Annotated in this window: 24 protein-coding genes; 17 read left to right on the forward strand and 7 right to left on the reverse strand. The window is 62.9% G+C overall.

The features are described from left to right. Window positions 1–49 precede the first annotated feature (49 nt). Both V5N12_RS01825 and V5N12_RS01830 read left to right on the forward strand, forming a co-directional pair. The gene (locus V5N12_RS01825) at window positions 50–1,141 is read left to right on the forward strand and encodes an aminopeptidase (RefSeq protein ID WP_332897447.1); all 1,092 of its coding nucleotides are present in this window, start codon (window positions 50–52) and stop codon (window positions 1,139–1,141) included. Window positions 1,142–1,178: 37 nt separating this feature from the next. Beyond that, the gene (locus tag V5N12_RS01830; protein ID WP_332897448.1) at window positions 1,179–1,826 is read left to right on the forward strand and encodes an NADPH-dependent F420 reductase; all 648 of its coding nucleotides are present in this window, start codon (window positions 1,179–1,181) and stop codon (window positions 1,824–1,826) included. 4 nt (window positions 1,827–1,830) lie between these two features. Here the strand turns inward: V5N12_RS01830 and V5N12_RS01835 are convergent, their stop codons facing one another. Next, window positions 1,831–2,997: a PQQ-binding-like beta-propeller repeat protein gene (locus tag V5N12_RS01835; protein WP_332897449.1), complete on the reverse strand. Its 1,167-nt coding sequence runs from the start codon at window positions 2,995–2,997 to the stop codon at window positions 1,831–1,833. A 75-nt stretch (window positions 2,998–3,072) separates the two neighbouring features. After that, complete coding sequence (locus V5N12_RS01840; RefSeq protein WP_332897450.1) at window positions 3,073–3,606, reverse strand: GNAT family N-acetyltransferase; 534 nt, start codon at window positions 3,604–3,606, stop codon at window positions 3,073–3,075. A gap of 90 nt (window positions 3,607–3,696) precedes the next feature. On the opposite strand from V5N12_RS01840, the gene hemB reads away from it, so the two are divergent. The 7 genes from hemB to V5N12_RS01875 all read left to right on the forward strand — a co-directional run bounded on the left by hemB (window position 3,697) and on the right by V5N12_RS01875 (window position 11,238). Then, window positions 3,697–4,677: a porphobilinogen synthase gene (hemB, locus tag V5N12_RS01845; RefSeq protein ID WP_332897451.1), complete on the forward strand. Its 981-nt coding sequence runs from the start codon at window positions 3,697–3,699 to the stop codon at window positions 4,675–4,677. Window positions 4,678–4,966: 289 nt separating this feature from the next. Then, on the forward strand, window positions 4,967–6,334 hold the full coding sequence (locus V5N12_RS01850) for an ammonium transporter (RefSeq protein ID WP_332897452.1): 1,368 nt from the start codon (window positions 4,967–4,969) through the stop codon (window positions 6,332–6,334). Next, complete coding sequence (locus V5N12_RS01855) at window positions 6,327–6,692, forward strand: P-II family nitrogen regulator (protein WP_332897453.1); 366 nt, start codon at window positions 6,327–6,329, stop codon at window positions 6,690–6,692. The genes V5N12_RS01850 and V5N12_RS01855 overlap by 8 nt, the downstream gene beginning before the upstream one ends. Before the next feature lie 391 nt (window positions 6,693–7,083). Continuing rightward, the gene (locus tag V5N12_RS01860; protein ID WP_332897454.1) at window positions 7,084–8,412 is read left to right on the forward strand and encodes an ammonium transporter; all 1,329 of its coding nucleotides are present in this window, start codon (window positions 7,084–7,086) and stop codon (window positions 8,410–8,412) included. Then, window positions 8,405–8,770 (forward strand): P-II family nitrogen regulator, encoded by a 366-nt coding sequence (locus V5N12_RS01865; protein ID WP_332897455.1) that lies wholly within the window; start codon window positions 8,405–8,407, stop codon window positions 8,768–8,770. The genes V5N12_RS01860 and V5N12_RS01865 overlap by 8 nt, the downstream gene beginning before the upstream one ends. Window positions 8,771–8,853: 83 nt before the next feature. Further along, window positions 8,854–9,990, forward strand: coding sequence for a non-hydrolyzing UDP-N-acetylglucosamine 2-epimerase (gene wecB / locus V5N12_RS01870; RefSeq protein WP_332897456.1), 1,137 nt, complete (start codon window positions 8,854–8,856; stop codon window positions 9,988–9,990). 24 nt (window positions 9,991–10,014) lie between these two features. After that, window positions 10,015–11,238, forward strand: coding sequence for a glycosyltransferase family 4 protein (locus V5N12_RS01875; RefSeq protein ID WP_332897457.1), 1,224 nt, complete (start codon window positions 10,015–10,017; stop codon window positions 11,236–11,238). 3 nt (window positions 11,239–11,241) lie between these two features. Here V5N12_RS01875 and V5N12_RS01880 read toward each other — a convergent pair whose 3' ends face one another. From V5N12_RS01880 to V5N12_RS01895, 4 genes are all read right to left on the reverse strand, one after another. Then, a complete protein-coding gene (locus V5N12_RS01880; protein WP_332897458.1) occupies window positions 11,242–12,513 on the reverse strand; it encodes a nucleotide sugar dehydrogenase in 1,272 nt (423 codons plus the stop codon). Then, window positions 12,510–14,312, reverse strand: coding sequence for a class I SAM-dependent methyltransferase (locus V5N12_RS01885; protein ID WP_332897459.1), 1,803 nt, complete (start codon window positions 14,310–14,312; stop codon window positions 12,510–12,512). Before V5N12_RS01885 ends, V5N12_RS01880 begins: the two co-directional genes overlap by 4 nt. Window positions 14,313–14,402: 90 nt before the next feature. After that, the gene (locus V5N12_RS01890) at window positions 14,403–15,812 is read right to left on the reverse strand and encodes a sulfatase-like hydrolase/transferase (protein WP_332897460.1); all 1,410 of its coding nucleotides are present in this window, start codon (window positions 15,810–15,812) and stop codon (window positions 14,403–14,405) included. A gap of 47 nt (window positions 15,813–15,859) precedes the next feature. Continuing rightward, window positions 15,860–17,275 (reverse strand): oligosaccharide flippase family protein, encoded by a 1,416-nt coding sequence (locus tag V5N12_RS01895; protein ID WP_332897461.1) that lies wholly within the window; start codon window positions 17,273–17,275, stop codon window positions 15,860–15,862. 154 nt (window positions 17,276–17,429) lie between these two features. On the opposite strand from V5N12_RS01895, the gene V5N12_RS01900 reads away from it, so the two are divergent. Continuing rightward, entirely contained in the window at window positions 17,430–18,656 is a 1,227-nt protein-coding gene (locus V5N12_RS01900) for a glycosyltransferase family 4 protein (RefSeq protein WP_332897462.1), read from the forward strand. Between the two features lie 2 nt (window positions 18,657–18,658). Here the strand turns inward: V5N12_RS01900 and V5N12_RS01905 are convergent, their stop codons facing one another. Beyond that, window positions 18,659–19,174, reverse strand: a complete 516-nt coding sequence (locus V5N12_RS01905) for a DoxX family membrane protein (RefSeq protein ID WP_332897463.1) — start codon at window positions 19,172–19,174, stop codon at window positions 18,659–18,661. Between the two features lie 325 nt (window positions 19,175–19,499). On the opposite strand from V5N12_RS01905, the gene V5N12_RS01910 reads away from it, so the two are divergent. The 7 genes from V5N12_RS01910 to V5N12_RS01940 all read left to right on the forward strand — a co-directional run bounded on the left by V5N12_RS01910 (window position 19,500) and on the right by V5N12_RS01940 (window position 25,901). Continuing rightward, the gene (locus V5N12_RS01910) at window positions 19,500–19,835 is read left to right on the forward strand and encodes a DUF7471 family protein (RefSeq protein ID WP_332897464.1); all 336 of its coding nucleotides are present in this window, start codon (window positions 19,500–19,502) and stop codon (window positions 19,833–19,835) included. Then, window positions 19,835–20,347, forward strand: a complete 513-nt coding sequence (locus V5N12_RS01915; RefSeq protein ID WP_332897465.1) for a winged helix-turn-helix transcriptional regulator — start codon at window positions 19,835–19,837, stop codon at window positions 20,345–20,347. Before V5N12_RS01910 ends, V5N12_RS01915 begins: the two co-directional genes overlap by 1 nt. Window positions 20,348–20,387: 40 nt before the next feature. Next, window positions 20,388–21,725, forward strand: coding sequence for a glutamate-1-semialdehyde 2,1-aminomutase (gene hemL, locus V5N12_RS01920; protein ID WP_332897466.1), 1,338 nt, complete (start codon window positions 20,388–20,390; stop codon window positions 21,723–21,725). A 94-nt stretch (window positions 21,726–21,819) separates the two neighbouring features. After that, on the forward strand, window positions 21,820–22,926 hold the full coding sequence (hemC, locus tag V5N12_RS01925; protein ID WP_332897467.1) for a hydroxymethylbilane synthase: 1,107 nt from the start codon (window positions 21,820–21,822) through the stop codon (window positions 22,924–22,926). Window position 22,927: 1 nt separating this feature from the next. Further along, window positions 22,928–23,671: a uroporphyrinogen-III C-methyltransferase gene (gene cobA, locus V5N12_RS01930; RefSeq protein ID WP_332897468.1), complete on the forward strand. Its 744-nt coding sequence runs from the start codon at window positions 22,928–22,930 to the stop codon at window positions 23,669–23,671. Further along, window positions 23,668–24,384: a uroporphyrinogen-III synthase gene (locus V5N12_RS01935; RefSeq protein ID WP_332897469.1), complete on the forward strand. Its 717-nt coding sequence runs from the start codon at window positions 23,668–23,670 to the stop codon at window positions 24,382–24,384. Before cobA ends, V5N12_RS01935 begins: the two co-directional genes overlap by 4 nt. 56 nt (window positions 24,385–24,440) lie before the next feature. After that, complete coding sequence (locus tag V5N12_RS01940) at window positions 24,441–25,901, forward strand: DHH family phosphoesterase (RefSeq protein ID WP_332897470.1); 1,461 nt, start codon at window positions 24,441–24,443, stop codon at window positions 25,899–25,901. The last annotated feature ends 20 nt before the right edge of the window (window positions 25,902–25,921 follow it).

Consider the following 25,921-nt stretch of genomic DNA (forward strand, 5'->3'; position numbering starts at 1 on the left):
CACCGTGCCCGTGGCGGACGCTTAATGGCCTGTCTGGTGCAGATTTCGTATGGATTCTCGCATCCGTGAGCACGCCGAAGTCATCGTCTCGCATTCCACTGAAATCGAACGCGGCGACAACGTCATCGTGAGTGGGTCGCCCGAATCGGAAGCTCTCCTCGTCGCCATCGCAGAGCGGTGCGGTGAGATTGGGGCGACGGCCATCACGCGAATGGCGAGCTATCGCGCACAGCGCGCCTACAAACGAGCTATCGACCCGGAAGACATCGAGGAAGACGAGATGACGCGCGCCCAGTTCGAGGCCGCAGACGTGTTGATTCTCGTGCGCGCGCCGTCGAACATGACAGCACAGAGTGATGTACCTCCCGAGGTGAACCAGCGAAAAGCGCAGGCGGACAAGGCCGTGAGAGAGGCCTATCTCGACACGCAGTGGGTAATCACACAGTACCCGACGGCAGCGGGCGCGCAAAAAGCCGAGATGAGCACCGACGCCTACGAGTCGTTCGTCTGGGACGCCATCAACAGAAACTGGGACGCCCAGCGCACCCACCAACAGCAGTTAGCAGACATCCTCGACGACGGGGAATCGGTGCGGATACGGGCGGGCGAGCGAACCGACCTCACCATGTCCATCGCCGGAAACGGCGCGCTCAACGACCACGGCGAGCACAACATGCCCGGCGGCGAAGTCGCCACAGTTCCCGTCTGCGATTCGGTCGAAGGCGAAGTGCTGTTCGACCTGCCCGTGCTGGTCCAAGGCAGAGAGTTGACCGACGTCTGGCTCCGATTCGAGGCCGGGGTCGTGGTCGAACACGCAGCCGAGAAAAACGAGGAGGTGCTTGACTCGTTGCTTGAGACCGACGAGGGCGCGCGCCGCCTTGGCGAGTTGGGGATTGGGATGAACCGCGACATCGACCAGTTCACCTACAACATGCTGTTCGACGAAAAAATGGGCGACACCATCCACCTCGCGCTCGGACAGGCGTTAGCTGAGTGCGTCGGGGCGGAAAACGCGTTCAACGACTCGGTGGTGCACACCGACATGCTCGTAGACATGAGCGAAGACGCGGTTCTCGAAATCGATGGCGAGGTCGTCCAGCGAGACGGCGTGTTCCGGTGGGAAGACGGATTCGAGGGCTGAGACGCATCCTTATCTTTCACAGACACCTCCCTCAAGCATGGCAGCGAAACGTGTGGGAATTCTCGGGAGCGGGGACGTTGGACAGGCACTCGGTCGCGGCTTTGCCCGCCACGGCTACGAGGTCATGCTCGGCACACGCAGCCCCGACAAACTCACCGAATGGGTCGAAGAAGTGGACGATGCCGGGTCGGTTGGCTCGTTCGCAGAGGCGGCCGCGTTTGGTGACATCGTCGTACTCGCGCTGAACGGCGAGGGTGCCGAGAACGCCCTTGAGATGGCTGGCCCCGAAAACTTCGCGGGCAAACTCGTCCTCGACGCGACGAATCCGCTCGATTTCTCCGCGGGGATGCCACCCCACCTCTTTACCGGCGGCCAGGACTCACTTGGCGAGCGGATTCAGGCAAGACTCCCGGACGCCCGCGTCGTGAAGTGCTTTAACACGGTGACGAACGCCCAGATGGTTGACCCGGAATTTGAGGGCGAAACGCCGAACATGTTCATCTGCGGGAACGATGAGGGGGCGAAAGCAGAAACCGACGACCTGCTCAAAGAACTCGGCTGGCCCGGCGCGTTCGACGTGGGCGACATCACCGCGGCGCGCTATCTCGAAGCGCTCGTGCCGCTCTGGGTGCGGGCTGGAAGCGAACTCGACACCTACATGCACGCGTTTACGGTCGTAAAGTAGCCAACTACCCGAGTGCGTAGAGCCAGCCGTCGTTGAGCGCCACGTAGAGTCGGTCGTGGGCGGGAACGAGCGTCGCCCGAAGTGGTACATCGAGGCGCTCACGGAGCGACAGCTCGCGCGTCCAGCGAGTCGACCCGGCTGTGAGGCCGGTGAGCAAGCCGTGTTCAGTTGCGAGCGCGACAGTCTGATTGGCGGCGACAAGCGGCGAGGCGACGCCGCCGTTGAGAAACGACCGCCACTGTACGTCGCCAGTCGATGCGTCGAGGCCGGTCACGCGGCCCGAAGCGTCTGCGAGAGTGACGGCGTCTGCGGTCACGCACGGACACGAGAGACCGATTTTCTCACCGAGCGCGCGCTCCCACACGCGCGTACTATCGGTTTCGAACACGCTGAGACCGCTCGCCGTGGTGGCGTAGACGCGACCGTTCGCCACGACGGGCGGGCGCGTGAGCGGAGCGGAAAGCCGACGCCGCCAGCGAACCTCGCCGGTCGCTGCGGTAAGCGAGACGAGTTCGCCGCCGTCTGCGACGAATACGGATTCGTCGTGGAGCGCCGCCCGTGGCCCGTCGGTTCGCGCGACGATGGACGTGGTCCACTGGCGGTCGCCGTCGTGGCTAAACGACGAAACGCCGCCGTTTGGCGCGGCCGTGAGCACCACAATCCGGTCGTCGGTGACGACGGGCGGGCCGTGGGCGGCGCTGTCGAGAAAGTTCGTCCAGCGGGTGTCGCCGGTTTCTTTCTCGAACTTCGCAAGTCTCGGGCCGGACGGACCACTCGCCGTGACGAGGAGGCCGTCTTCGGTGACCGCGAGGCCGCTCACCGTTTTGTGCGAAAAGTCGTGCGACCAGAGTTGGTCGCCATCGGGTGCAGAAAGCGCCGTCACCCGTGAGTACGCCGCGGCGTAGACGGTGTCCGTGTCGGTGACGACGTGCGGGCTGACCGACCCGCCCGTCGTCGGTGCGAGGTGGCGAGTCCACGCCTCGGCTTGATTCTGGAGTGGGTCAGAAGCCGGGTTTTGCCCCGTCCCTGCTGGGCCAAACCCAGCCATTGGCCACGGTGCAGTCGCCGTGAACTCCGCGACTGGGTCGGGCGGCGGTGACGTCGTCCGCCCGCCAACACAGCCACAAACCCCAACACTGCCCACCAAAGAGAGAAACCCCCTACGTTGCATTATTGACAACTTCGTGGGTCGGTCAGTAAAGCGTGTTGAAATGTCAAAGAGCTATTTCACCGACCACGCGGCGTGTTACCATTCGTCTTCTAAGATGGCGTAGTAGCGCGTATCGACGAACTCGCCGTCGTCGTACTCCTCATCGCGGTGGGTGCCCTCGTGGGTGAAGCCAAGTTTCTCCCAGATGCGCTGGGAGGCGGGATTCGTTTCGAGCACGCGCGTCTGCACGCGGTGAAGACGCTGTTCTGCGAAGGCAAAGTCGAGGATGAGCCGTGAGGCGGCCGTCCCGTAGCCGGTGCCGTGGAACTCGGGGTCGACCCAGATGGCAATCTCGGCGTGGCCCTCACGGCGGGCGACTTTGAACAGCGTAATCATGCCGACCGGCGTGTGCTCGTCGGGCGTGCAAATCAGCAGGTGAAACGAGTCGTCTTCTTTCGAAATGTGGTCTTCGAAGTACTGGCGCGTCTCGGCCATCGTCCGGGGAATGGTCGAGGTGAGCGGGCGGCGCACCGCGGGGTTGTTGATGTTGCGATTCATGAACGACAGGTCGTCTTCAGAAACCGTACAGAGCACCACGTCGTCGCCAAGAAGGAATGGGTCGCCAGGCATATTGGAAAGTTGACCAGTGTGATGAAAGCCGTTTCGAGATGCAAGCACCCATCCGAGAACCCTTTTAGCGTTCCTCACCCACGTGCGCACATGAACCTCACCCACCGGCCACGCCGTCTGCGAACCGACGGTGTGCGTCCCCTCGTGCGCGAAACCGAGCTGTCTGCGAGCGACCTCATCACGCCCGTGTTCGTTGATGCGACCATCGATGAACGAGTAGCGATTCAGTCGATGCCGGGCCACGAGCGCGTGCCACTCGATGAGATTGTAAATCGCGTCGAAGAGGTCAGAGAGACGGGCGTCGAAGCCATCATGCTGTTCGGCATTCCGCAGTCGAAAGACCCCGACGGTTCGCGGGCGTGGGCCGAAGACGGCGTGATTCAGGAGGCGACCCGCCGGATTACTGCGGAGACGGACGCCTACGTCATGACCGACATCTGCCTCTGTGAGTACACCGACCACGGCCACTGCGGGCCGCTTGAGGAGGGCGCACCCGAACACGCGCACATGACGGTGGACAACGACGCAACCCTGCCGTTGCTCCAGAAAATCGCCGTCTCGCACGCCGAAGCCGGAGCCGAGATGGTCGCTCCGAGCGGGATGATGGACGGGATGGTTGGCGCGATTCGAGAGGGACTGGACGAAGCCGGGCACACTGACGTGTCGATTATGGCGTACTCCGCGAAGTACCAGAGCGCGTTCTACGGGCCGTTTCGGGACGCGGCGGACGGCGCGCCCTCCTTTGGTGACCGGCGTCACTACCAGATGGACCCGGCGAACAAGCGCGAGGCGCTCCGCGAGGCCACGCTCGACGCCGAGCAAGGGGCAGACATCCTGATGGTGAAACCCGCCCTGCCGTATCTCGATATCGTCTCCGACCTGCGCCGAGAGTTCGACCACCCGATTGCGGCGTACAACGTGAGCGGCGAGTATGCGATGCTCCACGCCGCCGCGGAGAAGGGGTGGCTGAATCTCGAAGCGGTCGCCTACGAATCGTTGCTCTCGGTAAAACGTGCGGGGGCAGACCTGATTCTCACCTACTTCGCCGAAGACCTCGCAGACCGGCTCTGAGGCGCGTCACGCGCGCCACGCGACGACAGCGCCACGAACGACAGTGGACAATTGTCCAGCTTTTTACTGGACGAACCGCTACTTTTGTGAAAGAGAATAACCTTAAATAGATAATAGTATCCCTAATATTCGTCGTTCGTCATTTTATGCATTCTGGAAATTGTGATTGTCAACTATAACTTTTATATACCCAGTGATAGTCAACTTCAAGCGTGATTTGGAACACTAAACACGAGGTTTGGGGCGGATTGGTGGGTGAATGTCCAGTGGCATGCGCAGGAATTGAACCATGACGGTACCACTGGCACTCGACCCAGCGGTCATCGCCCAAGGTGTGAACAACACCTGGATTCTGATGGTCTCGTTCCTCATCTTCTTCATGCAGGCGGGCTTCGCCCTGCTCGAAGTCGGGCAGGTTCGCGCGAAGAACGTCGGAAACGTCCTGATGAAGAATATGATGGACTGGTCGCTTGGCGTCCTCGTCTACTTCTTCGCCGGACTCGCCATCGCGAGCATCGCGGCGGGACTCACCTCCAGTGGGTCGTACAACATCGCAGAGGCGTTCGCGTACATCAACAACCCCGACGCGTGGATTGGCTGGCTGTTCGGCGCGGTGTTCGCCATGACCGCAGCCACCATCGTCTCGGGCGCGGTCGCAGAGCGCATCAAGTTCAAGGCATACGTCTTCTACTCGGTCGGCATCACCGCCGTTGTCTACCCCGTGATTCAGGGCTTCGCGTGGGGCGGCGGCCTGCTGTCTGCTGACGGGTTTATCGGCGCGGCGCTCGGCGTTGGCTACTTAGACTTCGCGGGCGCGACGGTCGTCCACATGCTCGGCGGCGTCGCTGGGCTCGTGGCCGCCTACATGGTCGGCCCACGCCGCGGCCGGTTCGACGAGAAGGGCAACAGCATCCCGATTCCGGGCCACTCGATCACCTTCGCGGTGCTCGGCACGCTTATCCTCGCCTTCGGCTGGTACGGCTTCAACGTCGGCACGCAGGCCGCCGTCCTCGAAGTCGCCGCAGACGGCGAATCACTCGTCTACAACGGCGCAGCGCTCGGGCGCGTCGCCCTCGTGACGACCCTCGGCATGGGCGCCGGTGCGGTCGCCGCCTCACTCATGACGACGTACACCGAAGGCAAGCCCGACCCACTGTTCACCGCAAACGGCCTGCTCGCGGGCCTCGTTGGCGTGACCGGTGCGGTTCCCCACGTCACGTGGTGGGGCGGCATCATCATCGGCCTGCTCGCCGGTGCACAGGCTCCGCTCGTCTACCGCTTCGTCGTAGACAAGCTGAAAATCGACGACGTGTGTGGGGTCTTCCCGGTTCACGGTAGCGCCGGGGCGCTCGGCACGTTCCTGATTCCCGTCTTCGCCGTGGGTGGCTTCTCGGCCACCCAACTGCTGATGCAGGGCGTTGGCATCGTCGTCATCGCCGCCTGGACCATCGTCACGACAGTCATCATCTTCAAAATCGCAGACGCTGCGGTCGGCCTCAACGTCAGCGAAGAAGAGGAACTCGAAGGACTCGACCAGGGCGAACACGGCATCTCCGCGTACCCAGAGTTCGTTGGCAACAACAACCCAGACCGCGCGCTCGCCGGTGTGAGCACGGACGGTGGCGTCCGCACGGATGGAGGGAAGACCGATGAGTGAGACCCCGAACGACGGTGGCATCAAACTCGTCATGGCGTACATCCGCCCCGACAAGCTCGGCGACGTGAAAAAGGCGCTCGCGGAAGTCGGCGCACCGAGCATCTCGGTGACGAACGTCAGCGGCCGGGGCAGTCAACCCGCCAAGAAAGGGCAGTGGCGCGGCGAAGAGTACACGGTCGACCTCCACCAGAAGGTCAAAGTCGAGTGTATCGTCGCCGACATCCCCGCAGAAACCGTCGTTGAGGCCATCGTCGAGGGTGCGAGTACCGGCCAACCGGGTGACGGCAAGGTGTTCGTCCTTCCGGTCGAGGAGGCCGTCCAGATTCGCACGGGCCTCGAAGGGACAGAGGCGGTCTGAGGGACCACCGCTTGCGCGCACCACCGCGCGCACACTGAGGGAGGGAGAGGGGCTCAGAGAGAATCGACAGCGGGCGACACTTTTTGCGAAACGTCTCACACGCAGGCGGTGAAACAGCCAAAAATACAGCTGGTTTACATTCCCAACATCTGTGGCAACATTTGTCCTGCCAATGGACAAAATACATCCTTATATCACTCTTATCCGTTTGTAATTTGCGCGTTTGTCGAGTTATCCTCCAAAAATAGGTGTTTTTTCAACGCCAACACATATGTATGGCCATACCATGGCAAACTACTGTGACTCAGTACAGTAACGCACGTTTCACTGCGGATTTAGTGGGCGAACGGGCACATACACACGAAAAACCATTACAGATGGCGGAGGAAACATGCTGACGCTTCCACTGCAGGTAGATCCGGCAGTCATCGTAGAGGGCGTCAATCTGCTGTGGGTGCTGGTTGGCACCTTCCTCATCTTCTTCATGCACGCCGGCTTTGCCATGCTCGAAGCCGGACAGGTGCGCTCGAAGAACGTCGCAAACCAGCTCACGAAGAACATGTTGACGTGGAGCGTCGGCGTCATAGTCTTCTTCCTCGTTGGCGCGGCTGTTTCGACCATCGTCGGTGACATCACCGGGGGCAGCGCGTACTCGGTTGGCGGGGCGTTCGCAGACACGCTCTCGCCTGCGAGTAGTAACGCATGGGTCGGTTGGCTGTTCGGCGCGGTGTTCGCCATGACCGCAGCCACCATCGTCTCGGGCGCGGTCGCAGGCCGGTGTAAACTCCGTGCCTACGTGGCCTACACCATCCTGCTCGCCGCCATCATCTACCCAGTCGTCGTCGGCTTCACGTGGGCCGGTGGCATGCTCGCCGCGCTTGGTTTCCACGACTTCGCCGGCGGCATGATCGTCCACGGCATGGGCGGCATTGCGGGCCTCACCGCGGCGTGGATTATCGGCCCGCGCCTCGACCGCTTCAACGCAGACGGCAGCGCGAACGTCATCCCCGGCCACTCCGTGACGTTCGCGGTGCTCGGCACGCTCATCCTCGCCTTCGGCTGGTACGGCTTCAACGTCGCCACCGCGGCAACGGTGTTCGCCGTCGAAGACGGCCAACTCGTCCTCGGCGCGTTTCAGTCGGTCGGTCGGGTCGCGCTCATCACCACCCTCGGGATGGCTGCGGGCGCAATCGGTGCGGGCGGACTCTCACTCATCCGGACGAAGAAAGTAGACACGCTCTACGTGGCAAACGGCATGCTCGCCGGACTCGTCGCCATCACGAGCAGCGCAGACGACCTCGTCTGGACCGGCGGCCTCATCATTGGCCTGCTCGCGGGCGCACAGCTCCCGCTTGTCTTCGAGTTCTTAGAAAAGCGCCTCCAAATCGACGACGTGTGTGCGGTGTTCCCCGTCCACGGCTCTGCGGGCATCCTCGGTGCGATTCTCTACCCCTTCTTCGCCGTCTCGGGCTTCTCCGTAAGCCAGCTCATCGCCCAACTCGCGGGCGTCGGCGTCATCGCCGTCTGGACGATTGCCGCGACGGTCGTCGTCTTCGGCGTCATCAAGGCGCTCGGTGAAGCGCGCGTGAGCGCAGAACACGAGCGCGAAGGCCTCGACATCTCCGAACACGGCGTGGACACCTACCCCGAATTCGGCCAGCCAGACACCCTGACCGATGGTGGTATCCGGACGGACGGCGGAGTGTGTGACGATGAGTGACACGGCAAACGACGGGCAGATTAAGCTCGTCATGGCGTACATCCGCCCCGACAAGCTCGGCGACGTGAAAAAAGCACTCTCCGAGGCGGGCGCGCCCAGTATTTCGGTGACGAACGTGAGCGGCCGGGGAAGCCAACCCGCCAAGAAAGGGCAGTGGCGCGGCGAAGAGTACACCGTTGACCTCCACCAGAAGGTCAAAGTCGAGTGTATCGTCGCCGACATCCCCGCAGAAACCGTCGTGAGCGCGATTCAGGAGGCGGCGAACACCGGGCAGCCGGGCGACGGGAAAATCTTCGTCCTTCCGGTCGAGGAAGCCGTCCAGATTCGCACGGGCAAGCGCGGCCGCGACGCGGTCTAGACCAGTCTCTTCGGGCTCTTTTCCGCCTGCTCCCTAACAGGTCAGCCCAAACAAATAACTCGCTCGTCCAGTATGCTTTCGTAGTGACAAAAGCCCCTCCACAGCCGTGGCACTTGCTTTTCGTCGTCGGCACGCGACCAGAGATTATCAAGATGTCACCGGTCATTCGCGCAGCCGAGGCCCACGACGACGTGACGTTCACGATTTGCCACACGAACCAACACTACGACGAGGAGATGAGTGCCGTGTTTTTCGAGACGCTCGGGCTTTCGAATCCGGCCGAAAATCTCGGCGTTGGGAGCGGCGGCCACGCTCAACAAACCGCAGACGCGCTCACCGAAATCGACAGCCTGCTCGATATCTACGAGCCTGACGTGGTCGTTGCACAGGGAGACACGAATGCGGTGCTCTCTGCGGCACTCGCCACGAGCAAAGCCCCAGCCCTGTTCGCACACGTCGAAGCCGGCCTCCGAAGCGGCGACCAAGCGATGCCAGAGGAAGTAAATCGGGCGCTCGCAGACGACGTGGCAGACTTGCTGTTCGCTCCAACCGAAACCGCCCGAGAGAACCTCCAGAATGAGGGTATCGAAGACGGGGTGTTCGTGACTGGAAACACCATCGTAGACGCCTGCGAGGAGAACCTCGCTATCGCCAAGCGCAAATCGACGATTCACGACGCGCTCTCGCTTGAGGAACCCTACGCCGTGGCGACGATTCATCGACCGCGAAACACCGATTCGACTGCCCGGCTCCACGCCATTCTGTCGGCGCTTGCGTCACTGCCGTTCCCCGTGGTGCTCCCAGCCCATCCGCGCGTCGCCGCGAAAATCGACACCTGGAGCGAGGGAGACCCGACGGCGCTCACGGTCACAGAACCGCTCGACTACGTCGATTTCCTTAGCCTCCTCGCAGACGCCCGCGTGGTCGTGACCGATTCGGGTGGCGTCCAAGAGGAAGCGTCCATTCTCGAGGTGCCCTGTCTCACCGTCAGGCCGAACACCGAACGCCCCGAAACCGTCGCCCACGGCGTAAACGAGTTGGTAACACCCGATGCCCTCGGCGACCGCCTCAGAACCCTGTTCGAGGATGCCGAGGCGCGGGCGGCGATGCGCGGTGCGCCGACCCTCTACGGCGACGGCACCGCTGGTACCCAGATTATCGACCGTATCTGCACCGCACTCGAACCACCGGGTCAGCGAGCGACCGCCACCGCCGAATAACAAACACAGTCAATGCACATTTGCATGGTTCTCGCGCAAACGTACCCGCCAGACGTGCGTATCGAAAAAGAAGTCGCCTCGCTCACGGAGGCAGGGCACACGGTCACGCTCCTGTGCCGAGGCGAATCCGGCGCACCGACGCGCGAGCACGCAGACGGGATGGACATCGTCCGAATCGAAGAGGGATCGCTCACCGCGAAAACACGGCGACTGACGAGCGCGGCGGTCAATCTGTTCGCAAACGTTCACCCGCTCTGGGTGCGCGAACTCGACGCGCTCGTCGCCGAAACAGACGCAGACGCCATCCACGTCCACGATCTCCCGCTCGTCCGAGAGGGAGTCATCGTCGGGAATCGAGCGGGGATTCCCGTCGTCGCAGACCTCCACGAGAACTACCCCGAGGCACTCCGACTGTGGCGAGAACCCCATTCGGTGAAGACCGTCCTCGACGACCCCGAGTTCGCGGTCCACTGGGCACTCAAACCCGTTTCACGCTACAAGCGCATCGAACGGCGGTGTGTGAAAGCCGTAGACCACGTCGTGACCGTCACCGAAGAGGCAGCAACCCACTACCATCACGACTGCGCCCTCTCGCCGTTTCGTTCGACCGTCGTCTCGAACACGGTCAATCTCGACTGGTTCACCGGCGACGAAACCCCCGTTCCCGGCTACGAAGACGAGTTCGTCATCAGCTACGTCGGGACGTTCGGCGTCCACCGGGGGCTGACGACCGCGGTGAAAGCGCTGGAAACCATCGTCACCAACGTCCCGAACGCGCGGCTCCTGCTCGTTGGCGCTGGCGCAGAACCCTACGAGAACGAACTGCGCGAACTCGCAGCACGTCACGGCGTGACAGACCGGGTTACGTTCACTGGGTGGGTTGACTTCGCTGACTTCCCGGCGTACATGGCGGCGAGCGACGTGTGTCTCGTCCCCCACGCCTCGACCCCCCACACGAACACCACCATCCCCCACAAACTGTTTCAGTACATGGCGATGGCGAAACCGGTCATCGTGACGGATCTCCCGCCGCTCGCTCGCGTGGTCAAAGATGCCGACGCTGGCCGGGTCGTCGAAGCAGGAGACGCCACCGCACTCGCGGAGGCGGCCTGCGCGCTCGCCGCGGCTCCAGACGAAGCCACGCGGCTCGGAAAAAACGGGAGGGACGCGGTCGAACACCGCTACAACTGGGAGCGCGAAGGTGAGAAACTCGTGGCGATGTACGAGCGGTTAGTTGCAGACGAGTGAGGGCTACGTGGTGCCGTCACCGAGCACGGAGACGCGAAAGCCAGCCTGCTCCCACTGAGTCTGGTCGATGAGTGCGCGCGTGTCAACGACGGTTTTCGTCGCCATCTGTGCACTGACTGACGATGGGTCGAGCGTTTCGAACTCGCTGTGGTCGGTGAGGATGACGATGCAATCGCTTTCTGCGACCGCCGAGTCGAGTGGTTCTGGTTCCACGACGAATTCGGTGACGAACGGGTCGTAGACGCGAATTTCGTAGCCGAGTCCGGTGAGGAGTTCGACGAGCCGTTTTGCCGGCGTCCTGCGGGTGTCGCCAACGTCTGCCTTGTAGGCCGCGCCGAACAGCGTGACCGTCGCCCTCGTGTCGTCTGAAAGCACCGACCGAATCAGGCGGACGACGTGGCCTGCCATCGAGGAGTTCACCTCGCGGGCCAACGAGATGAGTCGGTCGTGGGTCGCGTGCTGCGAGAGGAACTGTGGGTCGACGGGGATGCAGTGGCCGCCAACACCCGGCCCGGCGCGGTGGACGTTCACTCGCGGATGCTCGTTTGCGAGCGCTGTGGCTTCGTGTCCGTCGAGGGAGAACTCCTCTGCAATGAGCGCGAACTCGTTTGCCAGCGCGATGTTCACGTCACGAAAGGTGTTTTCGACGAGTTTGACGAACTCGGCGGTTCGGGGCGTCGTCGTGCGAATTGCGCCGTCTACGAACGAGTCGTAGAACGCGACGGCGTGAGTTATCGATGCCTCGTCTGTGCCGCCAACGACGCGGTTGTTCTGCGTGATTTCTGTGAGGGTGTCACCCGGACTCGCCCGTTCGGGGCAGTAGGCGAGGTGAAACTCCCCGACGGAGAGTCCGCTATCTTCGAGAATTGGCGCGATGAGTCGCTCGGTCGTTCCCGGCGGCACCGTCGATTCGAGAATTACGAGGTCGCCCGCATCGAGCGTCGGGACGACCATCTCTGCTGCCGCGCGGATGTAGCTCAAATCCGCAACCCGGCTCTCGGTGTGAACCGGTGTTGGTGTGACGATGACATAGATATCCGCGTCAACAACGCTCGTGTGGGCCGAAAATCGGTCTGTGACCGCTGCATAGAGGTCGTCGATACCCGGTTCGGAGACCGGAACGTCGCCGTCGTTGAGCGCGGCGACGTGGTCGGCATCGATATCCACGCCGACCACGTCGTGTGATTGGGCGGCGAGCAGGGCAGTTGGGAGGCCAACGTGGCCAAGCCCAAGGACGCACACACGCGCGTCGGAAGCCAGTTGTTCTGCGCTCATCGGAACGGCCCGTCCGCGTCGAGGAGATTGGTGAGCGCCATGATGTACGAGCCAACTTCGTAGGCTCCCTTGTACATCTGGTCGGGGACGTCCATGTGACCATCTCGGGTCATGAATCGCATTGGGACGCCGAGGCCGCTCAGCTCTGTGAGGTCTGCGTCGAGCGCGTTGGTTCCGTATATCCACGCCATGGCCTCACCGACTGCGCGGTCGTAGTCACGCTCACCACCGGCGGCATAGTAGTGGGTGACGGCGTTCACGAAGAACGTCTGGTGACACTCGTACAGGAAGTCCCAGTGTGGCGGACGGCGGTCGAAAAAGTCGATGACGAACTCCGTCCAGCCGCGAATCGGCTGAGCGACGTCCTCCCAGATGAACGCACCGTCTGCCTGCATTCGCTCGTCGATAGTGTAGTCCAACACGAGTTCGAGGCTGTCTAAGTAGCCCGTCTTGCCCGTCACCTCGATGGCGCGGGCCATCCCCCAGATAGTGTACATCTGATTCTGATGGCGGCGGGTCGTGCCGTTGTCGAACTGGAAGGTTCCAGAGGGTGGGTCGAGCCGTTCGTTGATCTCCCAGAGCGCGTCCTCGATGGCGTCGAGCACGTCCTCGTCGCCGGTCTGTTCGTAGAGGTACGACCAGCCGTAGGCGAGCAGGCTGTCCTCCGCGTGAGAGAAGTCAAACGCCTCGCGCGAGTAGTCGAACAGCGTGCGTGCCATCTCAGCATACTCCTCCTCGAAGACGGAATCAGCGAGCGCGTAGCTCAGGATGAGCGGGCCGATACCGTAACTGGGCATTCCGATTCGGCTGGGGTCGTCTGCGAGTTTGTCCTCAAAGTAGGCGAGTTGGTCGCGCAGCTTCTGGTCTACGGCGTCGGTTCCTCGCTCGGAGACGCGCCACTGCATCGCCCCCATGAGCGCGAACGGGGCGTAGCGCCACTGGATGGTGTCGTCGCGGGTCCACGAGAGGTCCGCCGGGCCCGCCGGGGCGTGTTCCCCGGTGTCGATGGAGTAGTCGAGACCGCGGATGAACTTCGAGTCGTGTGTATCCCAGAAACCGTTGTCCTCGGCCGGACGAAACAGGCACTCAAGGGCCCTTTCGAGCGAGTCGTCGTACTCCATGGGTTTCGCGCCGAGCACGAGATACGCCGCCTCGTTCCAGCGGTCGCGTTCGGTGAGTTCCTTCGTGGCGCGCCATGAGAAGTCCACGAACGGTTCTTGCATCGTGGTCGGCAGCGACTTCACGATGCGGTGGATGCGGTCTGGGTACTGGAACACGAGGTCGTAATCGACCAGTTGCCAGTCGGGCGCGATGATGTCGAGCGCCTCGTCGGGTTCGTAGTAGCGAAAGCGGTTGCGCCCACGGGTGGCGTACGGCGAGCGGGGCGTCGGGACAGAAAACGAAAAGAGGCCGTCCGATTCGAGGACGCGGTTGACCTCCGCGGTGAGGTGGTCGATGTCGAGGAACTTCCAGTCGTACGGCCCAATTGAGACGGCGGCGTCGAAGTGGTCGTCCGGAAACGGGAGGTCGGGTTTCTCAGGGTCTGTGACCTCGTATCTGTCTACGTCATCACCGAGAATGTCACGGGCGTGGTCGATTGCGTCGGGCGAAAAGTCAACGCGGGCGACTGCTTCAGCCTGCAACCCGGCGGTGACGTTCGACTCTGAGGCGATGTCGAGCACCCGTGTTCGCTCGCCGAGTTGTTCCCAGGCGTTCAGTCGCTCTGCATCCCTGAGATACTGGATTTCCGGACTCGCCGGCGGTTGCTTGACCCATCGCTGGAGGACTTTGTCTCGCATTCGTTTCGACAGTGGAGTCACACACCGTAAGTGTCACGGCCAAGACCACTTGCAAACGCGCCGAGGGCGCGCGAAGACGGACACGGGCGGTCAGCGGTAGCCGAGGTCTTCGAGTCGGTCGAGGACGGCATCATCCATCGGCGTTTCGTCCCCGTCCGCGGCCACGGAAACGGCACCGAGAGCGGTGTCGAACTCGGTTCTCACCCACGAGGGTACCGACGACGTGTCAGGCGGTCTCGATTGCCAGCACGGTCTGTCGTGGTCGAGTTCGACCGCCTGCTCGACACCGAGACTGTCCCATTCGTATTTCGTCTCGCCGTCGTACACACAGCGGATGCGTCGGGTCCAGTACGCAGGGTCGGTTTCTCGAAGCGGGTCGTTTCCGGGCGTCATCGCGAGCACCTCCGCGGGGATGCGGTCTGCGGTCACGTCAGGCGTTTCGTCGTGCGCCAGCCCCGCGAGCAAGCGACGGAGTTCGAGATGAGAGACATAGTCGGATTCGACGGCGTCGTAACCGGCAGGCGGATTGATGATGAGCAACGGAACGTGCAGGACCCCTTCCGTGAGACTCGTGATGTGCCCGAGGTGCCCGTCGTCTTCGGGCAGTGCGAGGTTCTCGCCGTGGTCTGCCGTGATAACGACAGTAGTCTCACGGTCGGTCGCGGCGAGGACGTCGCTCACGAACTCGTCGACGACGCGGTCGAGGTACGCAATCGACGCGCCGTAGAGGTCGCGATACCAGCCGAGCTGTCGGTCGGTTTCGGGCGACGGCTCCACCGCGTCCCACGTCTGGAGTGGGCGAGACGACCAGCCCGTGGGCACGTCGTAGCTGTCACGGTCGTAGCCCAGCGTGTCGCGGTGGGGTTCGTGCCCCTCCATGAAGTTCACGAACAAGAAGTAGGGGTCGTCGCGGCCGTGGATTCGAGAGCGGGCCGCTCGACACGCCGACCTCGCCCCGTCGTCGAAGAGGGTCGGGAAATTCGAGAGTGGGCCGTTTCGCGAGAGGTGCTGGAGTTGGGCGGCAACGGTGTTCGCAACGCTTTTTGCCGTCTCGGGGTGGGCGAGGCAGGCGCGAAGGACGGCGGCGTATCGCGCCAGCCCCGGCTCGGTTTCTTCTGTGATGAACGTCGAGGCGTCGAGCGCGTCGGGGTAGCGGTGGTCGCGGGTGATGTCCACGAACTCGTCGAAGATGGCGTCGAAGCCGTAGGCCGATCCGGCGTAGATGTTCGAACTCACGCCGAGAAAGTGGTGGTCGGGCAGGTCGTCGCGAATGGTCTCACGCGCTGAGAGGGCGTCGAGACGCGGGTTTTTCGCGTGTATCCCGTGTTCGTGGGGGAGGTCGCCGGTGACCATGCTCGCGTGGCTCGGCACGCTCCAGCAACTGGCCGCGCGACACTGCTCGAAGGTGACGTCAGCCCGGTCCTGCAGGCGCGTCGAAAACCGGTCGAAAAAGTCCTTCCTGACCGTGTCGAGACAGCACAGGACGACGTTTCGTGACATGCAGCTACTCGACGCAAAGCGGGCGACTCGCATAAGCCCACGGGCAGTCAGAACAGGCCGCTTCCGAGCAAGCGTTCGCGCATGGTGACGTTGGTCAGAATGACGCCACCGTACACGAGCGCACCGACGGCGACGAGCGCGAACAGGCCGAGTTCGTTGCCAAGCGGGAAGACGCCGGCCAACGCGGCGACGACGACGCCCATGACGACCGCGCCGCCAGCCTGCCACGCGAGCGTGACGTAATTGACGCGTATCTCGATGTACTGGCGGAGATAGTAGACCTGCGAGACGGCGGCGACGGTTGCCGTGGTGAAGGTTGCGACGGCCGCACCAAGCATGCCGAACGGCGGCACGAGGATGAGGTTGAGCACGACGTTCGCGCCAAGGGTGAGGATGTTCGTCCAGAAGACGTGTTCGGGCTGGTCAATCCCGAACAGCGTGTTCTGTGTGATGTTCTTCACACCCTCTGAAATCTGCCCGGTGAGGAGGATGAGGAGGATGGTGGTTCCGGCGCTGTAGCCATAGAGGGTCTGGAGCAGCGAATCACCGATGAGGTATGCGCCGATGAGCGCGGGAAACACGAGGATGAGTGCGAACGAGAGCCCCTGCGTGAACCCGCGTTCGACGCGGTAGAGTTGGCCCGCCTCGTGCCAGCGCGTCATCGACGGGGCGAGCGAGATGCCGATGACTTGGGCAGCCAGAAGCGTGACCGCACTCAGCATCCAGACCGTCTCGTAGATGCCGACCGCGGCTTTGGTGGCGAATGCGGCGAGGACGAGCGTGTCAGCCCAGTTGTAGGCGAGTGAACTGACGTTCATCCCGACGGTGTACTTAGAGAAGTCAAAGAGGCTCGTGAGCGTCGTGAGTGTGGGCACCGAAAACGAGGTTTCGAGGACGGCGTAGGAGGCGATTCCCTTGAGGACGTTCCCGGAGATCCGCCCGACGACGAGGGCGAGGACGCCCCAGCCTGCAACGAGGAGGGCGACGCTAATCGCGAGGCGGCTAATCTGGTCGAGCAGTTCTAACACTGCCGTCGTCGCGACGCGGTTTTCGCCCTTGAGGGCGGAGCTGAGTAGGTTCGAACTGACGGCAATCGCAACCCCTGCAACCGCGAGCGGTGCTGCGGCAGCGAGGCCGACGTAGTCAGTCAAGTGCGGGCCAAACAGCAACAACAAGCCACCCGCGATGGCGAACGGAACGATGAGTAAGACAAACGACCCCGAGAGATATCTCCCTCGCTCGTGGTCGGTTGTCGCCTGATTCATCCGCTTGACCACGGCCCCCGGCAGGCCGAATTTCGAGAACACGCCGGTCACACTCACCACGGTAACGAAGGTGAAGTAGACGCCGAGACCCTCCGCTCCAAGCTGTTGGGCGAAGTAGATGACGCTCACGAATCCGAGCAACTGAGAGAGGATTCGCGACCCGAACAGCGCGATGCTCGCGCGGTCTACCTCACCCATCGTGTGCCATCACTCCGAACGCGACCAGGCCGGTCATTGCCTGCATGCTCAGTCGACCGGCCCCTTTGCTCTTTCGTCCACGAGTCACGAAAATCGACCTGCGGCACCGCCGCGGGCAACAGAATTAAGCCGCCACCGCCGAAGTCCACAGGAAATGCACGTCTGCATGGTGCTCCGAAAGGAGTTTCCGCGAGACATCCGCGTCGCAAAAGAGGCGCGCGCCCTGCAGGCCGCTGGTCACGAAGTGACGCTCATCTGTCGCACATCAGCCGAGAAGCCAGCCCGCGAGACCGTCGACGGCATCGATGTGTGGCGTTTTTCCGAACACGACCAGTCTCCACTGAGACGCCAACGCCAGACGTTGCAGTACCTCGTGACGTTCGTCCATCCCTTCTGGAAACGCGCCATCGAAACCGTCCACGAATCGAAGTCAATCGACGCCATCCACGTCCACGACCTCCCGCTCGTGGGCACGGGACTCGCCGTCGGCGACGACCGCAGCGTCCCGGTGGTTGCAGACCTCCACGAGAACTACCCCGAGGCCATCCGACAGTGGCGTCGGATGCACAGCGTCGAAGACGTGGTGACGAATGTTGGGTTGCTCACGAAGTACGCCGCCCTGTCCATACGGCGGTGGAAGCGACTCGAACGAAACTGCGTCCAGCGCGCAGACGGCGTCCTTGCCGTCTGCGAGGAGGCAAAAGCCCACTACGTGACCGATTGTGGGGCCGACACCGACTCGGTCGCTATCGTCGGAAACACGGTCGACCGAACCCACTTCGACACCGACGCGAAGCCCGTCGCTGGGTTCGAAGACGAGTTTGTCATCAGCTACGTCGGCAAGTTTGCCCCTCACCGCGGCCTCGAACCTGTGGTCGAAGGGTTCGCCGCAGTCCGCGACCGACTTCCGAACAGCCGCATGCTCATTGTTGGCGCGCCCGGAAGCGCCGAGTATGGCAGTCGATTCGACGCCTTCTGCGAGCTCCACGGCGTGATGGATGCGATGACGTTCACCGGGTGGGTCGATTTCGAGGCGGTGCCCGCCTACATGGCGGCGAGCGACGTGTGTCTCGTCCCCCACGCCTCGACCCCCCACACGAACACCACCATCCCCCACAAACTGTTCCAGTACATGGCGATGGGCAAACCCGTGCTCGTCTCCGACGTGCCACCGTTAGAGCGCGTCGTCGGTGAAACGGGTGCTGGCGTTGTTGCGACAGCCGACGACGCAGACGCGATGGCGGCCGCACTGCTCGAACTTGGCACTGACCAAGAGCGAGCGGCGCAGTGGGGGGAGAATGGCCGCAGAGCCGTAGCAGAGCGGTACAACTGGATGCACGATGCGAAAACGTTGCGAGAGACGTACGACTCGCTCTCCTGAGTTTAGCCGAGTAGGTAGCGGAGCCACCGATGTTCGGCGGCGACTGCCGATTGCTCTAGCTTTGCATCGAGGCCAGCGATGCGGCCCGCGCCGAACGCGGAGAGACAACCGAGCGCGAGGATGTAGATGATGTGTTGATCCACAAGGATGCCGTTCGAGAGCGGGAGGCTACTCGCCCAGAACATCGCCATCATCGCGCTCGCCCAGAGTGCACTCCAGCGGACAAACGCGCCGAGCAAGAGGCAAAGGCCGGTGAGGGTGAGGCCCCATTGGACGAGTAAATCGACGGCAGGGATCGTGGCGAGGGTGGGCCAGAGGGTGGAAAACGGGTTACCGGCCGGAACGGCGTTTTCGAGGTAGCCAGCGGCTGTCCACGTCGGGTCGGTGACCTTGGTGATGCCGCCATAGAAGAATACCCACCCGAGGGTGACGCGGAGCACGACGAGCGCCGGAGCGGCGAGGAAACTCGTAGAGAACGCGTTGCCGTGGCCGGTCGCCACTGAGCGATCAGGAGCCATGTTCAGACCTCCGTGCCGGTTGCGGTTTGGTGTCGGTACGTGAAATGCGTGCCATTAACGGGTAGCGCATATTTTTAGACGCGTCTAAAGATATTATTAGTGTTACGGAAACAATTGATTCGTGTTGGAGGATAGTGAAGTTCCCAAATTCTCCCCTTCGGTGGCTGAGTGTCAGCAGCGGGCAGAAACAGACGTACCGAGTTGAGAACGGGAATTGTTATAAATTGTATTCTGCTATACTAAATTCGGATGTGGACGTGCGGTCGCGCGTGGAAATTCGCGCGAGAGACAGCGATAAAGGTGGCTGACCCCGAATAACGGGATAATGGAGTGGGAAGCGCCGGGAGTAGCGTTGCACGCAGCGACGACGGCGACAGACCTGTCGCTGGTTGCAGTCGTCGCGCTCGCGTCGATTGGGGGTGCGCTCTTGCTCGGACTCTCCCTCGCCGCGTTTCTTCGCCGGCAGTCGCGGCCGTACCTGCTCGTCGCCCTCGCGCTTGCGGCGCTCGTCGCCCGGTCGGTCGTCGCAACACTCGCGATGACGGGCACGGTCGATACGAACGTCCACCACCTGCTCGAACACGGCTTCGACGTGGCGCTCGTCGCCCTCGTCATCGGCGCGGTGTACTACGCGCGGACGATTTCACAGGAGGCTGTCTGATGGCCCACCAACGTGACCGCATCTTCGCCCACATCGACACCCACGCGGGGTTGCACTTCAACGAGCTGGCGCGCCAACTCGACTTGGCCCCCGGACAGGTGCAGTACCACACCCGGAAACTGGAGCACCAAGGGAAAATCGTCGCGGAGTCGCTGTTCGGCCAGACACACTATTTTACCACCGGCTACGACCCGTGGGAGCGCAGAACGCTCGCGCTGTTTCGCCGCGAGACCGCCCGTGACGTGCTGGTTTACCTGCTCGAACACGGCCCCTCGCGGCCGAATGCGGTGGCTGACGCGCTCGACATTGCGCGGAGTACGCTCGAATGGCACCTCGATAACCTCGTCGAGGCAGCGATTGTCGAAAAGCGCCGCGACGAGCAAAATCGCGTTACGCTCGCGCTGTGTCGGCCAGCTGAGACGGCGCGACTGCTTGGTTCGATTACGCCATCGCTCCCCGACCGGTTCGTAGACCGATTCATCAGGTTGGTCGATTCGTTCCTCGCGGAGTGAGAGAGTCAGTTCTTTCGTCCCCGAGCGAGAAGCCCCGGCCATGAACGAGTCGAACTCGCGCGCACTCTACGACCGGGCACTGTCGGTGCTCCCCGGCGGGGTCAACTCACCAGTCCGGGCAACCAGACCGTATCCCTTCTTCATCAATCGCGGCGACGGCGGCCACGTCATCGACGCGGACGGCAACCGCTACATCGACTTTGTGAACGGCTATGGCCCGCTTTTGCTGGGTCACGACCTGCCAGAGCAGGTGACCGCAGCCATCCAGCGCACCGTCGCCGAAGGCCCGATGTTTGGCGCGCCGACCGAAGTCGAAGTCGAGCACGCAGAGTTCATCGCCCGCCACGTCCCGAGCGTCGAGATGGTGCGCTTTGTCAACAGCGGCACGGAAGCGACGGTGTCTGCGGTGCGACTGGCTCGCGGCTACACCGGTCGCGACAAAATCGTCGTCATGCAAGGCGGCTACCACGGCGCACAGGAATCGACGCTCGTCAAAGGCGACGCGTCGGAGGCCGCCCCATCGAGTCCGGGCATCCCGGCCGAGTTCGCCGCGAAGTCGATTCCCGTCCCGTTCAACGACGAGGAGGCGATCCGCGAGGTGTTCGACGCCCACGGCGACGAGATTGCGGCGGTGATAGCCGAACCAATTCTCGGCAACTACGGCATCGTTCCGCCCGTCGAGGGTTACCTCGAATCGCTCCGGGCGATTACCGAAAATCACGGCAGCCTGCTGATCCTCGACGAGGTCATCACCGGCTTTCGCGTTGGCGGCCTCGGATGTGCACAGGGGAAATTCGGCATCGACCCCGACCTCACGACGTTCGGCAAGGTCATCGGCGGCGGGTTCCCTGTCGGCGCAATCGGCGGCAAAGTCGAAATCATGGAGCAGTTCACCCCGTCTGGCGACGTGTTCCAAGCCGGGACGTTCTCGGGCCACCCCGTGACGATGGCTGCGGGGCTTGAAACCCTGAAATTCGCCGCCGAGAACAAGGTGTACGACCACATCAACGCGCTCGGCGACCAACTGCGTCGGGGGCTCACGGACCTCGTCGAAGACCAGGCCCCGTCGTACACCGTGGCGGGCACCGACAGCATGTTCAAGCTCATCTTCACCCGCGACGCGCCCGACTCGTGGGACGGCCACTGCGAGGCTGGGTGTACCCAGAACCCCGACTGCCCGCGGTATTCGACCTGTCCGAAAAACGGCGGCGACGTGAAAGCCGCAGAGACCGACCGCTGGGAACGCCTGTTCTGGCCGAAGATGAAAGAACAGGGTATCTTCCTCACGGCCAATCAGTTCGAATCCCAGTTCGTGAGCTACGCGCACACGGAAGAAGACATCGAGCAGACGCTCGAAGCGTACAAACACGCGCTGTAGCGTTTTTTGTAGGCAGCCTATTGCACTGGCGTCGCGGTCACCGCCTGACCCCGAACGAATGTGCTTTTGCACGTCGAACGCAGAGAGCCACGTAATGACTACCGAGAAGACGACGATTCGCCTAGCCACGCGAGGCTCTGACCTTGCGCTGCGACAGGCGAGCATCGTCAAGACGGCGCTCGAAGACCGCCGTCACGAGGTCGAACTCGTGGAGGTGGAGACCACGGGCGACCAACTCGAAGACGCCCTCATCCACCAACTGGGCAAGACGGGCGCGTTCGTCCGCAGTCTGGACGAAAAAGTGCTCGACGGCGAGGTTGACGCCGCCGTCCACTCGATGAAAGACATGCCGACCGAGATGCCTGAAAATCTCGTCGTCGCGGGCGTCCCCCAGCGCACCCACCCCGGCGACGTGCTCGTGACCGAGGACGGGAGCGAGTTGAACGAACTCCCGCAGGGCGCGGTCGTCGGCACGTCGAGTCTCCGGCGCAAAGCCCAGCTGCTCGCGGGACGCCCTGACCTGCAGGTCGAACCCATCCGCGGCAACGTCGATACCCGCGTCCAGAAGCTGTTTGCCACCCGTTTGCAGAAAGAGCACGAACAGCGCATGGAGGCAGAGCACGCGCGCAAAGGGAATCTCGACAATCCCGACTACGAAAACGAGTACCGCCGGAACTTCGAACAGTGGTTCAACGACCTCTCCGAGTTCGAAAAGGGCGTCCTCGAATACGACCCAGAGCCGCGCTACGACGCGCTCGTGATGGCCGAAGCCGGCCTCGTGCGCTCCGGGTTAGACGAGAAAGTCAACATGAAGCGCCTGCCGATGACCTCGTTCGTTCCTGCGCCCGGCCAAGGTGCGATTGCGGTCACCGCCCTCGACGGCGAACTGGGCGACTTCCTCCACAAGAAACTCGACCATCCTCGAACGCGCGTCGAGACGACGGTCGAGCGAACCATTCTCGCGGAACTGAACGGCGGGTGTATCGCGCCAATCGGCGTCCACGCCGTCGTGCAAGGCGCACACGTCCACACGACCGTTCGCGTGCTGAGTCAGGATGGTGAAGACACGATTTCCGTGACCCGCGATTTGAAAATCGAACGCCACCCCGTCCAAGCCCGCGACCTTGCCCACGAACTCGCAGACCGAGGGGCGCGCGAACTCGTCGAGGAAGCAAAGCGCGCACTCGACAGCGAGGAATAACATGACGGGGAAGGTCTATCTCGTCGGCAGCGGCCCGGGCGACCCCGAGTTGCTGACCGTCAAAGCCCGCCGCCTGCTCGATGAAGCCGACGTCGTCCTCCACGACAAACTGCCCGGCCCGGAAATCATCGACCTCATTCCCGAAGCCCGACGCGAGGACGTGGGCAAGCGCGCCGGCGGCGAGTGGACGCCCCAAGAGTACACGAACAACCGGCTGGTCGAACTTGCCCGCGAGGGGAAAACCGTCGTGCGACTCAAAGGCGGCGACCCATTCGTGTTCGGCCGCGGCGGCGAGGAGATGGAACACCTTGCCGAGAATGAAATTCCGTTCGAAATCGTCCCCGGCGTGACTTCGACGATTGGCGGGCCGGGCGTCGCGGGCATCCCCGTCACCCACCGCGACCACGCCTCAAGCGTTTCGTTCGTCACGGGTCACGAAGACCCGACAAAAGAGGAATCGGCGGTCAACTGGCAGGCGCTCGCGGACACCGGCGGCACAATTGTCGTCGTGATGGGCGTCGGCAAGCTCCCGAACTACACGAAGGCACTGCTCGAAGCGGGCATGGCCCCTGATACTCCCGTCGCACTCATCGAACGCGCGACGTGGCCCGACATGCGCGTGGCGATGGGCACGCTCGACACCATCGTCAACGTGCGCGACGAAGAAGGCATCAAACCGCCCGCAATCACCGTGATTGGTGAAGTCGCCGCGACCCGCGAGAAGGTACAGGAGTTCCTCCGATGATTGCCGTCTTCCGTCCCGATGACGGCCGCCTCGCAGCAGCAGTCAAATTCATCGAATCGCTCGGTGCAACCGCGCTTGGCGACGCCATGCTCGAAGTCCGCCCGACCGGAACCGCGCCCCGCGAAGATGCCGACTTCTCGATTCTCACGAGCAAGACCGGCGTCGAACTTGCGAACCAAACGGGCTGGAACGCGCAGGGAACCATCTGCGCGGTGGGCGAGGGAACCGCCAGCCGACTCCGCGACTTCGAGTATCCCGTCCACCGCATCCCCGACGAATTTTCGTCTGCCGGATTGGTCGAAGAACTTGCTGCCGACGTGGACGGCGCGCGCGTCGAAGTCGCCAGAAGCGACCACGGCAGCCCTGTCCTCACCGACGGTCTCGAAGCCGCCGGAGCCTACGTCCACGAGACGATTCTGTACGAACTCGTGCGTCCTGAGGGTGCCGGAAGTTCCGCAGAGGCGGCCGCCGCAGGCGAGCTTTCCGGCGCGATTTTTACCTCCTCGCTGATGGTCCAGAACTTCTTGGACGCCGCCGAAGCCCGCGGAATTCGCAGTGAAGCACTGGCGGGCCTGAACGACGCGGTAGTCGGCGTCATTGGCGAACCCACGAAATCGACGGCCGAGGGACTTGGAATCGCAGTCGACGTGGTGCCTGAAAAGGCGGATTTCGAGACGCTCGCGCGGGCAGTCGTCGCGGCGTCTGCAAACTAACTGTTCTGCTCGCAGCAAGCGAGTCTTTAAACGGGATACCGCCCCAACCATGGATAATGGCCGGTCCCGTCCCCGAACTCGAAGCCCGCGCCGAGGCGTGCGCTGACCGTCTCCGCGAGGCGGACAAAGTGCTGCTCGCCTCGCACATCGACGCAGACGGACTCACGAGCGCAGCGATAGCTTCTCGCGCGCTCGAACGCGCGGAGATTCCCTTCGAGACGGTGTTCAAAAAGCAACTGGACGAGACCGAAATCGCCTCGATTGCGGCGTGTGACTACGAGACGGTTCTGTTTACTGACTTCGGCAGCGGGCAACTCGACGCGATTGGCGCTCACGAGGAGGCGGGCGATTTTACGCCGATAATCGCAGACCACCACCAGCCCGCAGAGACCGAGACAGCGTTCCATCTGAATCCGCTGTTGTTCGGGTTGGATGGAGCCTCGGAACTTTCGGGTGCGGGCGCGGCGTACGTGCTCGCGCGAGCCTTAGGGGGTAGCGAGGTGCGAAGCACCTCGGAAAACGCAAGCGGGCAAAGCCCGCGCGCGGACAATCGAGACTTGGCCGCCCTCGCCGTCGTCGGCGCGGTAGGCGACATGCAAGCCACCGACGGCGAGTTGCTGGGCGCGAACGCGAACATCGTGGCAGAGGGCGTCGAAGTCGGCGTCCTCGACACCGGCACCGACCTCACCTTTTATGGGAAACAGACGCGACCGCTCCCGAAGCTCCTCGAATACGCGAGCGACATCAACATCCCCGGGATTTCGAACTCAGAGCGCGGGGCGCACAACTTCCTCTCAAAGCTTGACCTCGACTTGAAAGACGGGAACGAGTGGCGGCGCTGGGTTGACCTGTCGCTCGACGAGCGCCAGACACTTGCGAGTGCGTTGCTCAAACACGCCATCAGCCGTGGCGTGCCCGCAGACCGGATTCAGAGTTTGGTGGGCACGTCCTATACGCTCGCCACAGAGGACGAGGGGACGGAACTGCGCGACCCGAGTGAGTTTTCGACACTGCTCAACGCCACCGCCCGCTACGACCGCGCGGACGTGGGACTCGCTGTCTGTCTCGGGGACCGCGAAGGGGCACTCGACCGTGCGCGAAAACTGCTCTCGAATCACCGTCGAAATCTCTCGGATGGTCTGCGCTGGGTCACCGAGGAGGGCGTGAATCGGGAAGAACACATCCAGTGGTTCCACGCGGGCGACCGCATCCGCGAGACGATTGTCGGCATCATCGCGGGGATGGCCGTGGGCGCAGACGGCATCGACCGCGGCGTGCCCATCTTCGCGTTCGCAGACAAGACTGACGAACCCGAGGAGGTGAAGGTCTCTGCGCGCGGGTCGCCCGCGCTCGTCCGCAAGGGGCTCGACCTCTCGGTGGTCATTGGCGAGGCGGCGCGGTCGGTCGGCGGCGACGGTGGCGGCCACAACGTCGCGGCGGGTGCGACCGTCCCGAAGGGCAAAGAGCAGGCGTTCATCGCGGAAGCAGACCGCCTCGTCGGAGAGCAGTTGTCCTGACCGGCTGTGAAACGGCCGCA

This window comes from Haladaptatus sp. CMSO5 (assembly GCF_036689885.1).
GTDB lineage: Archaea > Halobacteriota > Halobacteria > Halobacteriales > Halococcaceae > QDMS2.

Bases quoted from the DNA above. Each gene is read 5' to 3' on its own strand.
- V5N12_RS01905 (WP_332897463.1), bottom strand. From the start codon at position 19,174: ATGGCTCCTGATCGCTCAGTGGCGACCGGCCACGGCAACGCGTTCTCT.
- V5N12_RS01830 (WP_332897448.1), top strand. From the start codon at position 1,179: ATGGCAGCGAAACGTGTGGGAATTCTCGGGAGCGGGGACGTTGGACAG.
- cobA (WP_332897468.1), top strand. From the start codon at position 22,928: ATGACGGGGAAGGTCTATCTCGTCGGCAGCGGCCCGGGCGACCCCGAG.
- V5N12_RS01885 (WP_332897459.1), bottom strand. From the start codon at position 14,312: ATGCGAGACAAAGTCCTCCAGCGATGGGTCAAGCAACCGCCGGCGAGT.
- V5N12_RS01860 (WP_332897454.1), top strand. From the start codon at position 7,084: ATGCTGACGCTTCCACTGCAGGTAGATCCGGCAGTCATCGTAGAGGGC.
- V5N12_RS01940 (WP_332897470.1), top strand. From the start codon at position 24,441: ATGGCCGGTCCCGTCCCCGAACTCGAAGCCCGCGCCGAGGCGTGCGCT.
- V5N12_RS01880 (WP_332897458.1), bottom strand. From the start codon at position 12,513: ATGAGCGCAGAACAACTGGCTTCCGACGCGCGTGTGTGCGTCCTTGGG.
- V5N12_RS01915 (WP_332897465.1), top strand. From the start codon at position 19,835: ATGGCCCACCAACGTGACCGCATCTTCGCCCACATCGACACCCACGCG.
- hemC (WP_332897467.1), top strand. From the start codon at position 21,820: ATGACTACCGAGAAGACGACGATTCGCCTAGCCACGCGAGGCTCTGAC.
- V5N12_RS01865 (WP_332897455.1), top strand. From the start codon at position 8,405: ATGAGTGACACGGCAAACGACGGGCAGATTAAGCTCGTCATGGCGTAC.
- hemL (WP_332897466.1), top strand. From the start codon at position 20,388: ATGAACGAGTCGAACTCGCGCGCACTCTACGACCGGGCACTGTCGGTG.
- V5N12_RS01935 (WP_332897469.1), top strand. From the start codon at position 23,668: ATGATTGCCGTCTTCCGTCCCGATGACGGCCGCCTCGCAGCAGCAGTC.
- V5N12_RS01875 (WP_332897457.1), top strand. From the start codon at position 10,015: ATGGTTCTCGCGCAAACGTACCCGCCAGACGTGCGTATCGAAAAAGAA.
- V5N12_RS01890 (WP_332897460.1), bottom strand. From the start codon at position 15,812: ATGTCACGAAACGTCGTCCTGTGCTGTCTCGACACGGTCAGGAAGGAC.
- V5N12_RS01850 (WP_332897452.1), top strand. From the start codon at position 4,967: ATGACGGTACCACTGGCACTCGACCCAGCGGTCATCGCCCAAGGTGTG.
- V5N12_RS01900 (WP_332897462.1), top strand. From the start codon at position 17,430: ATGCACGTCTGCATGGTGCTCCGAAAGGAGTTTCCGCGAGACATCCGC.
- V5N12_RS01840 (WP_332897450.1), bottom strand. From the start codon at position 3,606: ATGCCTGGCGACCCATTCCTTCTTGGCGACGACGTGGTGCTCTGTACG.
- V5N12_RS01835 (WP_332897449.1), bottom strand. From the start codon at position 2,997: ATGCAACGTAGGGGGTTTCTCTCTTTGGTGGGCAGTGTTGGGGTTTGT.
- V5N12_RS01910 (WP_332897464.1), top strand. From the start codon at position 19,500: ATGGAGTGGGAAGCGCCGGGAGTAGCGTTGCACGCAGCGACGACGGCG.
- V5N12_RS01825 (WP_332897447.1), top strand. From the start codon at position 50: ATGGATTCTCGCATCCGTGAGCACGCCGAAGTCATCGTCTCGCATTCC.
- V5N12_RS01895 (WP_332897461.1), bottom strand. From the start codon at position 17,275: ATGGGTGAGGTAGACCGCGCGAGCATCGCGCTGTTCGGGTCGCGAATC.
- V5N12_RS01855 (WP_332897453.1), top strand. From the start codon at position 6,327: ATGAGTGAGACCCCGAACGACGGTGGCATCAAACTCGTCATGGCGTAC.
- hemB (WP_332897451.1), top strand. From the start codon at position 3,697: ATGAACCTCACCCACCGGCCACGCCGTCTGCGAACCGACGGTGTGCGT.